The 12,429-nt window shown below is 65.5% G+C and carries 13 protein-coding genes; all 13 read right to left on the bottom strand.

Going from position 1 to position 12,429, the window contains the following annotated elements; genetic code table 11:
• Positions 1–88 precede the first annotated feature (88 nt).
• Positions 89–1,483, bottom strand: a complete 1,395-nt coding sequence (gene mobP3 / locus Q0K09_RS08705) for a MobP3 family relaxase (RefSeq protein WP_294475348.1) — start codon at positions 1,481–1,483, stop codon at positions 89–91.
• Entirely contained in the window at positions 1,465–1,914 is a 450-nt protein-coding gene (locus Q0K09_RS08710; RefSeq protein WP_294475349.1) for a hypothetical protein, read from the bottom strand. The genes mobP3 and Q0K09_RS08710 overlap by 19 nt, the downstream gene beginning before the upstream one ends.
• Positions 1,915–2,275: 361 nt before the next feature.
• Complete coding sequence (locus tag Q0K09_RS08715) at positions 2,276–2,521, bottom strand: DUF6103 family protein (protein ID WP_294475351.1); 246 nt, start codon at positions 2,519–2,521, stop codon at positions 2,276–2,278.
• A 15-nt stretch (positions 2,522–2,536) separates the two neighbouring features.
• Positions 2,537–3,565, bottom strand: coding sequence for a M23 family metallopeptidase (locus Q0K09_RS08720; RefSeq protein ID WP_294475352.1), 1,029 nt, complete (start codon positions 3,563–3,565; stop codon positions 2,537–2,539).
• Positions 3,559–4,035: a gamma-glutamylcyclotransferase family protein gene (locus Q0K09_RS08725; protein ID WP_294475354.1), complete on the bottom strand. Its 477-nt coding sequence runs from the start codon at positions 4,033–4,035 to the stop codon at positions 3,559–3,561. The genes Q0K09_RS08720 and Q0K09_RS08725 overlap by 7 nt, the downstream gene beginning before the upstream one ends.
• Positions 4,032–7,370: a SpaA isopeptide-forming pilin-related protein gene (locus tag Q0K09_RS08730; protein WP_294475356.1), complete on the bottom strand. Its 3,339-nt coding sequence runs from the start codon at positions 7,368–7,370 to the stop codon at positions 4,032–4,034. The genes Q0K09_RS08725 and Q0K09_RS08730 overlap by 4 nt, the downstream gene beginning before the upstream one ends.
• Before the next feature lie 137 nt (positions 7,371–7,507).
• Positions 7,508–7,867, bottom strand: coding sequence for a sortase (locus Q0K09_RS08735; protein WP_294475357.1), 360 nt, complete (start codon positions 7,865–7,867; stop codon positions 7,508–7,510).
• Positions 7,868–7,992: 125 nt separating this feature from the next.
• Complete coding sequence (locus Q0K09_RS08740; RefSeq protein WP_294475358.1) at positions 7,993–8,469, bottom strand: hypothetical protein; 477 nt, start codon at positions 8,467–8,469, stop codon at positions 7,993–7,995.
• Positions 8,466–9,512 (bottom strand): hypothetical protein, encoded by a 1,047-nt coding sequence (locus Q0K09_RS08745; protein WP_294475359.1) that lies wholly within the window; start codon positions 9,510–9,512, stop codon positions 8,466–8,468. Before Q0K09_RS08745 ends, Q0K09_RS08740 begins: the two co-directional genes overlap by 4 nt.
• Before the next feature lie 4 nt (positions 9,513–9,516).
• Entirely contained in the window at positions 9,517–10,290 is a 774-nt protein-coding gene (locus Q0K09_RS08750) for a DUF3849 domain-containing protein (RefSeq protein ID WP_294475360.1), read from the bottom strand.
• On the bottom strand, positions 10,283–10,660 hold the full coding sequence (locus Q0K09_RS08755) for a hypothetical protein (protein ID WP_294475361.1): 378 nt from the start codon (positions 10,658–10,660) through the stop codon (positions 10,283–10,285). The genes Q0K09_RS08750 and Q0K09_RS08755 overlap by 8 nt, the downstream gene beginning before the upstream one ends.
• A gap of 13 nt (positions 10,661–10,673) precedes the next feature.
• The gene (locus Q0K09_RS08760; protein ID WP_294475363.1) at positions 10,674–11,615 is read right to left on the bottom strand and encodes a DNA adenine methylase; all 942 of its coding nucleotides are present in this window, start codon (positions 11,613–11,615) and stop codon (positions 10,674–10,676) included.
• 308 nt (positions 11,616–11,923) lie between these two features.
• Positions 11,924–12,223: a hypothetical protein gene (locus Q0K09_RS08765; RefSeq protein WP_294475365.1), complete on the bottom strand. Its 300-nt coding sequence runs from the start codon at positions 12,221–12,223 to the stop codon at positions 11,924–11,926.
• Between the last annotated feature and the right edge of the window lie 206 nt (positions 12,224–12,429).

A 12,429-nucleotide genomic window follows, 5' to 3' on the forward strand; every position in this document is an offset into this window, starting at 1 on the left:
TGGACGGGTTATAGACAAGCCCTAGGCTGGATTCCTTTCATAAGCTGGATGAATGAGCGGGATGGGGCACGGAGCGATCCGTGCCCCATTACCTTATCTGCTGTTCTTCATAATCGTCTGCCATGTGGCCCAGGGCCAGGCGCTTCTCCAGGAGCTGCCGGCGGCGCTTGCGGTCCACCTGGATGCCCCGGTGCATGAGGTCCGTTTTGCAGTTGCCCTCGAAAAGCTGGCCCAGGTTTTGCAGCAGCCGCGCGGCGGCAAGGGCCGCAGCGGGTTTGCTGCTGGAGCTGTGCCGGGTGGGTCCCTCCTGAGCGTGCTCAGTGGTTGTGGACTGAGAGGGCGCTTGCTCCACGCTGGCTGGCGTCTCCATGCTCAGCCCCAGGGCCTCCCGCACCACCATGTTCCGCACGGTTTTGAACTCCTTCTGCCGGGAGAGGGGAAGCCGCTCCGGCAGGTCCTCCGAGTAGGTCCGGCAGATTTCCTCCCGCATCTGGTACCAGAGCCTGTAAGCTCGCGCCACCCGCTGGTCCTGGGCCAGGAGGTCCACGATCTCGTCCACCACCGCCTTGGTCCGGGGCGGCAGGTAGCCGTACACCTTCCTGCCTTTGGTGATCCTCAGCCGCTTTGCCAGCTCCTCCAGGAGCAGCTCCAGCTTCGGGCTCTCTGTTGCTGTTCCGGTTTTCATCTGCCGGATCAGCTCTGTCATGGCCTGCCTGGCCTCCCGCTGGAGGGTGTCCCGGTACGCCGTCTTCTGCTCGTAGACGTGGAGGAGGTCCTGCTGGTAGATCCTCCGGGCGAAGGCCGACTTCACCTGCCGGATACCCGCCTTGGTGAGGTATCCCTCTTTGGGGTCGGTGGAGAAGACCACCATGTGGATGTGGACCTGCCTCTCCTTCCGATGGAAGGCGGCGTACCACCGGAGGTGGTCCGGGTGAATCTTGTAGCCCCGGGCGATCTCCGGCAGGCAAGCCCGGACCAGGTCCCGCCACGCCTCCGCGTGGTCATAGCCCAGCCGCTCCGCGTCCTCCCGGCGCAGGGCGATCACCGGGGTCCACACGTTGCCTTGGTGCTCCGCCACCTCCCGGACGGCCGGGGAGAGGTTGGGGACCTTCCCGCCGGCGTCCCAGAGGCCGTGGTCCCCCTCCTTCTGGACGCCGGGGCGATAGGCCATGTACGCCAGAAAATTCTCCCGCTGGTCCAGAGGCTCCAGGAACTCCTCCCGGGCCTGTTGGAGAAAGGCGTCCGCGTTCCCCTGGGTAGGGGCCGCCTGGTAGTCCTCATACTCCAGCAGCTCCCCGGCCGCCGGGAAGGCGCGGAGGAGCCGCCGGATGCCAGATTTCTGTTCCTCTGTGGCCGGCCGGTCCCGGCGATCCTCCATCTGCTCCACGCCGGGGCGGGTGGCAAGGTAACGGGTGAGATTGGCCAGCCGGGGGGCCTGTTTCCCGCCCTTGAGGTAGGGGGAGATCAGGACCAGTCGAGCCATTCGTCCTCCTCATCCTCCTCGTCGATCAAGCGGCGCTGGACGTCTAGGGCCTGGTCGAAGCTGACCTGGCCGTTGGTGCGGAGCACCTCATCCACAGCCAGGGCCCGGAGCTCCCGGCGGTCGATTGGGTCCGCCCGAAAGTGGGCGGCGATGGTGTGGGCCATCATGTTCTGCTCCACGCTCCACTTGAAGAGCAGGGAGCGCAGGCGGTGGTCGTGCTGCTCCACAATGCCCCGGAGGGTGTCCACCAGGGCCCGGGAGAGATATTCCGTGGTGTCCTCCGTGGCCAGATAGCCCATGTAGAACCGCAGGGCCCTTTCGATGAACTCCCGCCTGGTCTTACAGTTGTCCTCCTCCAGCCAGCCGTCCATCCGGCGCACCAGGTCCGGCTTCAGCCAGAGGGTCATCTTTTTCCGGTTTTTCTCACTCATATTGCCCTCCCTTCTGAGCACGGCGGTCCACAGGGGCGGATACCCCTTGGAACACCGGCACTTTCGGAAATCACCACCGCTCTGGGGCGGCAGGAGCCCCTCCAGAACGGCGGTGCTCCGAACGCGAAAAAGCCCCGCACTGCGGGGCTTTGTGGCCGGACCGCCGGGGTTTACCACGGCGGTCCTTTATCTTGTTCTAAAATCCAACGCCTCCGCTGACCCTCCGGCGGTGGGTTTCCCCCCTCGGAAGGTCTGCTCACACCGGCCTAACACGGGCCAAACCTCCCGCCAGGGGCAGCCACCCCACCCCGCCCCCGAAAAGGGCACACAGGGCCCACACGGGGGCGACGGAGCGGAAGGCTCACGCCGGACCGGTATCCACTGCCCCGGCGCACTCCGCTCTTGGGGCCCGCTGGGCTCTGGGGCTCTCCTCCTGGGCCAGCAGCTCGATGTACTCCCTGGCCTGGGGCGGGACATAGCGCTCGTAGAGCTTCTCCAGGTAGGCGGCCAGCTCGGCCTCCAGGCCGGCGCCCCGCTTGGAGGCATAGAACCGCAGGGCTTTCAGCCGCTCCTGCTCGAAGCTGACAGTGACAGATGCCTGACGCATGGCAGATTCCTCCTTCTAAGATTCTGGCAAGTAGTATCTGGGGTCGGTGCGCTGCCCATTGACCCGGACCTCGAAGTGGAGGTGGGGGCCGGTGGAGCGGCCGGTGCTGCCGGAGCGGGCGACCACCTCCCCGGCCTGGACTGTCTGGCCGGCCCGGACCAGGAGCTGGGAGCAGTGGGCGTAGAGGGTGGAGAGGCCGCCCCCGTGGTCGATGTGGACGTAGTAGCCGTAGCTGCTGTCATAGCGGGCGGCAGTGACGGTACCGGCCAGGGCCGAGCGGACGGCGGTGCCGGTGGGGACGGCCAGGTCCATGCCGCTGTGGCCGGCCGTCTCCCCGGTAAAGGGGTCCCGCCGGTATCCGAACTCAGAGGTGATGATGTTTTCCCAGCCCGCCCCCACCGGGGAGCAGAAGCCCTCCGGGGAGAACAGAGGCGGCCCGGCGCTCCAGGCCCCCTCGTCCACCTGCCCATAGCGAATGAGCTGATAGACGCTCTGGGCGTTGGCGCGGGTCTCCGGGCTGATCTCCACCGCCAGCAGCGCCTCCAGCCGGGCCCATACCTGGTCCGGGTCCTCCAGGGGAACCGGGACCAGCACGGTCTCTTCTGTTTCCTCTGCGGTCCGCTCCTCCCAGGTGACGAAGCAGTCCGCAAAGGCCACAGCCTCCTCCTGAGTCAGGGTCCCCGCCCCGAAGCCCAGGGCAAAGCAGGCGGCCTTGATCTGGAGGAGGTCCAGCTCCGCCCCCTCCTCCATCTGGGCCTGCAATGCCTCCGCCGCCTGGTCCAGCAGGGCGAAGCTCTCCCGCATGGAGAGGACGACCGTTTGGTATTCCGCCGGCACAACCTCGGGCAGGGTCCCCTCCTGGAAGCTCAGCTCTGCGGCGGAGGTGTTGTGCTCCGCCGCGCCGGAGGCCAGAGAGCAGAGCAGGGCCAGGACCACGATGAGGGGCGAGAGGATGGCCATGATGAGCCACCCCGCCGCCCTTCTGGCTCGTTCGTCTGTGATTACTACTGCGGCGGCCTTGGCCACCGCCGCCGCGCTCACCATGGCGGGAGCATCCCCTGACAGCGCTCCTGGGCCATCGCCTCCAATGTCCGCTCCAAGGCCAGCTCCAGGCCGGATACAGGGAAGCCGCAGGCCCGGTAGCTCTCCTCAAGGATGTTGTAGTAAAAGTCGGAGGGCCGCCCCGCCGGGTGGCCGGGGGTCATGCGGTAGAGCATGGCGGAGACCGGCCCGTCCTCACCGGAGAAGGTCAGCGTCTCCTTCCCGTAGAGGTGGGGCCAGCCCTCATAGTGGTCCAGGGCCTGCTCGTTCCGGCCGGTGATGGTCCAGAGCAGGATGGGCACGGAGCTGCCGGCCATGGGCTCCACTGTAGCCACCCCGTGGCCGTCTCCGCCCCGGAAGAGGAGCTGGTAGTTTTCCAGTACTGCGGTCTCCACGGTCTGGGCCCCGGGACACCGGTGGGCCATCTGGCCCAGGTGAAGGTTGCTGCCGTAGGCGGCGTATAAGGGATTCATTTCGTTTGGTCCTCCTTGGCGATGGCGCTGAGGGGCACATTCTGGAAGGTGACGGTCTTGCTCTCCCCGCCCTGGATATAAAACTCTTGGGTGGCGGGCTCCCGGATGGTAAAGCCGGGGGCGGGCTCCAGCTCGGTGACCCGGTACCAGCCGTCCCGCAAATCCTCCAGCACAATCTGGCCGTTTGCGCCGGTGAAGTAAGTCCCCAGGTCATCGAGCTCCCCGGTTTCCGTATCATTGGAGCCGTACCAGACCTGGAACTTGGCCCCCTCAATGGGGCTGCCGGTAATGCTGTCCACCTTCTGAATGGTGAGCGTGGGCTTTTTGTGGTTCTCGAAATAGACCGTATGCTCCCGGTTGGCGTACAGGGTCACCATCTGGGACTCCGCGTCCAGGAGATAAGGGGCCGGGACGGACTTCTCCGAGATTTGGTACACGCCGGGCAGCAGGTTGTCCAGCACTGCCCGGCCCTGGGTGTCTGTCTTCACCTCGTCCACGCTGTGGCCGCCGGCCGCCTCCACCAGAAACACCGTACCCGGGACGGGCGCTCCTGTGTCCGCGTCGGTTTTGTAAATAACCAGGCTGGGGCGCTTTTGGTTTTCTATGGTGAGGGTGCTGGTCTCCCCTGGGAACAGCTCCACATGGAACTCCCCCGTGTCCAGGATGTGGCCGGACACAGTGGCGGTCTCCACCACAGAGTAGACGCCGGGCTCCAGGCCGGAGACGTTGATCTCCCCGTTTTCATCTGTAACACGGTCCAGGTAGTGGCTCCCGTCCTCAACGCGGGCAATGCGGAAATGGACTCCGGCCAGCGGGGCGCCGTCCGAGCTGACCTTGATCAGCCGCAGGGAGGGCATCGGCGTGTTGGTAAAGACAAAGTTGGCGGTTTCGTCAGGCCGGATCTGGACCACCCGGACGCCATCGTCCACAAGGTAGCCCTCCGGCGCCTCCAGCTCCCGGACCTCATAGGCCCCCGGCTCCAGCTTGGACAGATCAATCTCACCGTTTTCGCCGGTGACAAACTCCTGCCGGAAGCTGCCGCCCACCTGCTTGAATTCAAAGCGGACGCCGGGAATGGACCGCATGGTCTGGCTGTCCACCTTCACCAGATGGATGCCCGGCTTGCGCTGGTTGAAAAACACCAGAGTCTGTGTCTCCCGCTGGCCGGCCTCCAATTCAATCTGCTGGGGGATGGAGTTGACGACATGGTCATCGCCGGCAGCCACTTCTTGAACCAGCCAGGCGCCCGCGGGCGCGTTGTAGAGGTTGATTTCGCCCTGTTCGCCGGTGGTCAGGGTGTCATAAAGGGCTCCGTCGTGGTAGAGCGCAAAGGTGACGCCGGGCATCCTTTGCCCGCTGGCCTGGTCAACCTTGATGATCCGCAGGGAGGGATGGCTGAAGTTCTCCACCGTGAGGACGGGGTCCTCCTGGGTCTGTGGATCATAGGGATCAATGTAGATACCGTGCCGGGTGCGGTCCAACTGGTAGCCGTCCGGGGCCACCGTCTCCGCAACCTCGTAATAGCCCTCCCCCGCCACAAGGGGGAAGCGGAACTCGCCGGAATCGTTGGTGGCGGCTGAGCCAATGAGCGCCCCATCTTTATAGAGGTTAAAAACCGCCCCCGGCAGAGAGACGCCGGTCACCCCGTCCACCTTGGAGACGATGAGGGCAGGCTGGCGGACATTCTGGAAGGTCAGAGTGACGTCCTGGGCGCCGTCCCACTCCACCGTCTCAACGGCGGCGTCCTTTTCATAGCCAGCCGGAGCCTGCACCTCCGTAACCCGGTAGGAGCCGTAGGGCAGCGCGTCCCCCACAAACTGGAGGGCGCCGTCGAAGCCCGTGGCGGCGGTGGTCACATAGTCCCCGTCGATCTGTTCAAAGCGGAAGACCGCCCCCTCCAGGGCGGAGCCGTTCTGAGCGTCCACCTTTCGGATGGTGAACACGCGCTCCGTATGATTGACAACCGTTTTGTAGTTGGTCCCAGGGGTGAGGGTGAGGTTGACGGGGTCCATGAGGGTGTAGCCCTCCGGGGCGGCGTCCTCGGAGAGGGTGTAGCTTTCGTCCACAGGCAGGTCCTGCCATGTGATGACCCCGTCCCGGTCTGTGGCGCCGGTCACCACCGTGCCCCGGTCGCCCGTCAGGGTGAAGGAGACCCCCTCCAGGGGTGCGCCGCCCTCCCCGGATTTGACGAGGCGGAGACTGGCGGTGTCCGCCCCTGTCCGGGTCCAGGAGACGGGCATAACGGCGTCGCAGGTGATATAGCCAGGGTCCGAGACGATGAAGGACTGCTCCGAGGCGTCCGAATTGTAGGCCAGGTACAAATTGTACTGGGCCGCGCCGCCCAGGGCCTTGACCGTCAGGGCGCCCTCCTCCGCCGTGCTGTCCACCGGCAGGCAGAGCTTGAAGGCCCCGTAGAACTCGATGCCGTTGGCGTTCAGGCTGGTCTCCCGGTACTGGCTGGTGTCCACCTTATAATAGGTGATGCCATTTTGCTGTTCTGTTTCCAGAGGGCTTCCGTTCTCTGCGGTAAAAATAGTCCCCTGGGGGGCGTCGGTGGAGTAGACCTTGGTGGTATAGCCGTCGATCCAGGTGGAGGTGGCGGAGGAGACGTACAGGGTGCGGGTGTAGTATTCTGTTCCGCCGATGGTCTCCTTCCGGATGCCGTCCTGGCCGCTGTTCGCGGCGCCCTCCAGACCAGACCGGTGAACGATCTCCACGCCCCGAATATCCGCGTTTTCTTCCGCCCGGAGGTACATCCCGGTGTAGAGGGTCTGGGTCCAGGAGGAGGCCTGCTGGAGGATGGCGGCGATGGAGTCGTAGATTCTGATCTGCTGGGCGTCCGAGGTGGGGACCACCACAGAGGCCCGACCGGCGGTGAAGGCGGTCCCTGGGACGGCCAACTGCCCGCAGGTGGCCCAGACAGCCAGCTGTGTGGCGTATTGGTACTCCACCTCCGTCAGATTCTCAATCCCACGCACGTCGCCGGCGTGGAGCTCCTGGAACTGCTCCAGGGACCTCTGGGGATACCCGTTGGCGAAGGCCCCCATGGTGTGGGGGGAGCGGTTATATGCCTGGAGGGGCAGGCGTTTGGAGGAGGAGGGGCCCAGCAGGCCCCAGTTCACACAGTAGGCCGTGCCCTGGATGCCGTCGTTGCTGGTGTACTCCCAGTAGCCCCCGCCAATGGTTCCCCCGGTGGACTTGCTCAGATATTCCCGCCGGGAGGACACGCTCACAGTTACGGTGGCGCTGTTCCGCAGGGTGGCCGCGCCGGCCAGAGGGACCATAAGGCCCAGGGCCATTGCGGCGGCCAATAAAATTGTGATCGCTTTTTTCATGGCGTTCTCCTTGTAATCGTTGGTCTGACAAAAAACAGGCGGACCGTTTTCCGGCCCGCCCCAGCGGCTGAATATTTTTTGACTTCTGGTTGAACCCCGGCGGCAGAAGCCTCGGAAGAAACTTTATGGCGTCCGGGTCAGTGTAAGGCAATCACCTCCCAACGCAGATCCGGCTCCCCGGCCACGCAGGTATAGAGGGTGAGGCGGTCCTCCTGAGAGGCCGCCAGGCCGCTGCGGTCCAGCACGTCCACCTGCTCTGCGGAGACCACCTCATAGGTCCGGGTCCCCAATTTGGTGGTCCAGATCACGGCGTCCCCCGGCTCCAGGGTGTGCAGCGCCCCGAAGTCGTCCCGGACGCCCCGGTTATGTCCCGCGATCGCGCAGTTGCCCTCCCAGATACTGGTCTCCTCAAAATGGCCCGCGCCCTTCAGCAGGGTGGAACTGTCCGTCCCCTGGTACACGTTTACCGTTAGGGCTTGTTTGAAAATTGTCAACATGCCCAACCGGTGGGTCTTTTGTCCCCTGGACGGCGCAATTTTTCCTTGAAATCCGCCAGGATTCCTGCGAAAAAATTGCTTGCCAGCGGCTCAAAATCCCTCGCTGCCGGACACATCGCCATTTTTCAAACAAGCCCTAGGCCAATGGCTGGGATCTCCAGGGTCCCCAGGGATCCGTCCGCACAGAAGAGCTCCTCCGTCACCTCTGTGAAGCTGTCGCCGGACCAGGTGACGGTGACCTGGGCGGCGGACTGAGCCGGGGCGGAGGCCCCGGAGACCGGGGGCGGGGTCTGGGCGGGCCCGCTGCCCTGGACCGGGACCTGGAGGGCCTCCGGGGCCAGGTCCGGGGTCAGGTAGACCCCGCTGCCGGGGAGATAGCTGGTGGGGGTCCCAAAGCCTGGCGGGACCAGGGCGGCGTCTTTGCTCAAATTTTCATTGGCCCTGGCCCCGCCGTCCGGCGTCTGGACCGGCTCCACCGAGGTGGGAGGGCCGAGGCCGGCCCCCTCCGGGGCGGAGATGGCATACTCCAGGGCCCCCGCCGGGCAGGTGAGGAGGCCGCACAGGGCCAGGGACAGAAGGGGAAGCGCCCATCTGCTTCTCATATGCCTTCCTCCCGGCGGCGCTTGACCCACAGGGCGGTCCCCACGCCGCCGCCCACCAGCAGCAGCCCGGCCGCAGGGAGGGCCACATAGTGCCAGGGAAAGCCGCCGGCGCTTCTGGGGAGCGCTTCCTCCAGCATGGGAAGGGTGGGCTCCAGAGGTGCGCCTTCAAAGATGGCCATGTAGCGGACCCGGTCCAGGGCGATGCGGCTCACGGTTCCGGCATAGTCCGCCGTGACGGTGTAGCCCGTGACATAGCTGCTGGAGGCCGTGCCGGTGTAGGTGGCGGTGGCGGTGAAGTGTCCCCCTCCCGTGCGCTGCCAGGTGACGCCCTGGAGGGTGAGGCTGCGGCCATTGTCCTGGATGGTCTTGGGCAGGTATTGGGTATCCTGGCTGGCCAGGTTTGGGTAGGTCCGGGTGGCGGAGACGGCCCGGGTGCTGCTGCCGTAGCCGGCGGGCTCCACCTCCAGGGGGGCGTAGCCGCCCTGGTCTGTAACACCGTCCGCCTGGTACTTCACCACCAGGGGGTAGCAGGGGGAGCGGTCATCCAGCGCTCCGTACCGCCGCTGAAACTCTGCGGGGGAGAGCCAGCCCAGCCCCGCCACATAGAGCCATCGGATGGATTTCGCCGGCTTTTCTTCATGGAACCAGAGGTACTTGTCCGCCAGTCTGGGCGGCAGCTTACAGCCCCTGGGGACGGGCAGAAGGCGGCGGTCCTCCAGCTCATATCTGGCCCGGAGGATCTCCCCGCACTGTGTCAGAAGGTTCTGGACCCGCTGGCCGGACCAGGCCGGGCCGGGGTCCTGGGGGACCACCAGCACGTCCTCGCCCTCCCGGTCCTCCGGGAAGAGGGGGAGGCGCCGGGCCAGCTCCAGGGCCTCCCCCTTCTGAAAGACCCCCAGGGACTTGATTCCCCGCCGGGGCAGGGCCCGGTAGCGCGCCAGGGCGTCCGCCGGGAGCCCGTGACAGGTCAGGCCCCAGTCCTCCCGGGGCCGCCGCTCCCAGAGGGCCCGCAGGTCCGGGAGGACATAATAACGCTCTTTCACTCTGTCACCTCATTTCCAAGTCGGGTCCGTCTCTCTGGGCGGGGCCCCCGGCCTGCGCCGCCCAGTCTATGGGGGCCGGCCAGAGCCCCAGCTCCACCAGCCTGTCCTGGGCCCACTCCGGCAGGCGCTCCTCTTTCATCACCCCCACAAAATCCGTCCGGTTCCAGCGGGCGGTCTCGCCGTCCCCCAGGCAGGTGCAGCGGATGGACCGGCCTCTGGCTGTGGGGCTGCACCCGAAGCCGTCATGGGCGTACCAGAGCTGATTTTGGGGGCTCCAGCAGGACTCCTTAAGGGTGGCCGGCGACAGCACCAGCACCTTGCCCTGGTAGTCCAGGTCCGTGCCGGAGTGGGGTTCGCACTGCTCCGGCCCGAACAGCTCCAGCTTGCCATACGCCTCCCGCACCTGACCGGCAAAGGCGTCCAGACTGGCGCCGGCGGTATCCACGGCAAAATAGCGGTTGTGGATGCCGTCATCCGGGATACAGGCGCTTTTCTGCCACTGGCGGTTCTCCGCGCTGAGATACTGCTCATAGCTCGGTGCGGCGTCCCGGAGTGTGTTGGCCAAAACGAAAATAGTGCGCCGGAATCCCCAGCGGTCCAGGATGCTCTGGGACGCCTCGGGCCGCAGGGAGCCATCTGTACTGCTGTAGTCACGAATCGCGGCTTCCGTGTCTCTGGCGCAGGACACATTGGCTTGGAAACTCGCCTCCCAGAGCGACAATTCCCCCAGCCTGCGGGCATCCGCCTGGGAGTAGGGGTAGAGATAGGTTTCATCCATCTTCCTCACCCTCCTGGCGCAGCAGGCCCTGTAGGCCCTCCAGGTCCACGCCGCTGTGCTCCAGCAGGGCCAGGAATTGCGCCTCCTGGCCCTGGAGCCGGTCCACCCAGGCGGGGACCTCCTCCGCCCCGTGGCTGGCGAAAGACAGGCGGAGGAGGAGGGAGACCGAGCGGTCTGAGAGGAGCCGGAGGAGGGCCACAGCCTCCCGGACGGTGGGGACGTCCCGGAGCAGCAGAAGGCCGCCGGGGCAGGCCAGGAGCTTCAGCCGCCGGGCCCCGGAGAGCCGGGAGAGGCGGAGGGCGGCCCGGGGCAGAGTCAGGGTCCCTCTGGCCGGGTCGTGGAATAGGGTGAAGGTCAGCTTTTCTGTCATGTTGGATCAACTCCTATGCAATGATTTTCAAGGGGCTTTCGGGAATGTGGACCAGCTCCATGCCGCTGTCCCCGGCGGGGCTGTCGAAGAGGCTCACCTGGCGGCGCAGGAAGGGCCGGGGGTCGTAGTTGGTGAGGATGAGCTCGCCGTACTCCGCCCCCTCCCGCTGGGCCAGGGGCTCCTGCCTCCGGAAGGCCAGGATGTAAAAGTCCTTGTAGAGGCTGCGGATATACGGGCAGTCGTTGTAGGAGACCGCGGCGTACCCCTGGCACTGCCGCAGGACGTGGTGGAGCCGCGCGTGGTCCCACCGGGCGAAGCGGGCCTGGTAGCACCGCTCCGCCTGGTAGTAGGGCGGGTCGCAGTAGAACAGGGCGCTGGGCTCGTCCCGCTCCCGGATGAGGTCCACCCCGTCCTTGTTCTCAATGACCACTCCCTGGAGCCGGCGGGAAGCCTCCTGGATCTGACCGAAGAAGCGGTCCAGAAGGACGGCCCGGACCCCGAAGGAGGACCGGGTGCCGCTGAAGCTGTACCGGCTGGTGAGGTAGTAGGCCGCCGCCCGGCGCACGTCCATCCACGCCGCCTTTTCCCGCAGAATCTCCAGCAGCTCCTCCGCCTGCTCCGGCGGGAACTCAGTCCGGGCGATCTCCCTCTCGCTCTCCAGAGCCTGAGAGAGGATCTCGTCGTGGCGGAGAATCCGCTTGAGGAGCTCGAACTCCCCCCGGGCCAGGATGGGCAGGAACTTGAGCTCCTTGAGCAGGGCCAGGGGCCGGTCCCGGACGCAGGCCATGAGGTTCACCAGGTCCCCGTCGTAGTCGTTGTAGATGTCCAGCCGGCCGGGGTCCCTGGGCAGGCCCAGCAGCACGGCCCCGCCGCCTCCGTAGGGCTCGATGTACGGGGAGAACCGGGGCGGCAGGACCTGGCAGACATAGGGAGCCAGCTTCTCCTTGCCCCCCACCCAGGGGATAATGGGCTCCGCCTCCCTCCCCAGGCGGCCCCAGGCCCGCCAGGGCCCGCTTCAGCTGCGGCGCGGGCGGCGTGTCCAGTGATTTCCACACGTTTTTCATGGTTTCCTCCTTTTCCAGGGGCGTTTTCCCGAAAGCGGACAAAAAAGAAGGGGCCGTCTGCCCCTTTTGGAAAACGGCCCCTTGTTTGTTCGGATGTCTGATCTTAGGGCTTGTTTGAACCTGTCAACATGCCCAACCGGCGGGTCTTTTGCCCCCTGGGCGGCGCAATTTTTCCTTGCAATCCGTCAGGATTCCTGCGTCAAAATTGCTTGCCAGCGGCCAAAACCCCTCGCCGCTGGGCACATTGCCAATTTTCAAACAAGCCCTGGCAATAGATGTGCCGGAGACGCCGGTATGCCAGGCCCTCCAGCAGGGAGCAGCATTCCAGAAGTAGCGCCCGCTGCTCTCCGCTCAACCGGGTATCCCGGCTGATCTGGTCGGAAATTTTCCCCTTGCGCTCCTCCGCCGCGTCCTCTTCCGGCGTCTCTCCCAGCTCCTGCATGGCCAGCTCGATGAGCTGGCTGATGGCATAGTCCAGGAGCTCCTTCCGATTTTCCATTGGCCTCACCTCCTGGGGCCAACACTACCACATTTTCCGGCGGACAGCGATAGCCAGAACCACCAAAAACGCGGCCCCACTTTTGACCGTGGGGGGGCGCTCTGGCCTTGGGGAGCGGGCAGGGAGGACTAAGAAACCGTATTCACAAATGGGGAAAGAAGTAGTAGAATGTGGATATGAAAAAAGAAAAGAAACGCAAGGCGTAC

It is taken from the genome of uncultured Intestinimonas sp., from assembly GCF_944387725.1.
Lineage (GTDB): Bacteria > Bacillota > Clostridia > Oscillospirales > Oscillospiraceae > Intestinimonas.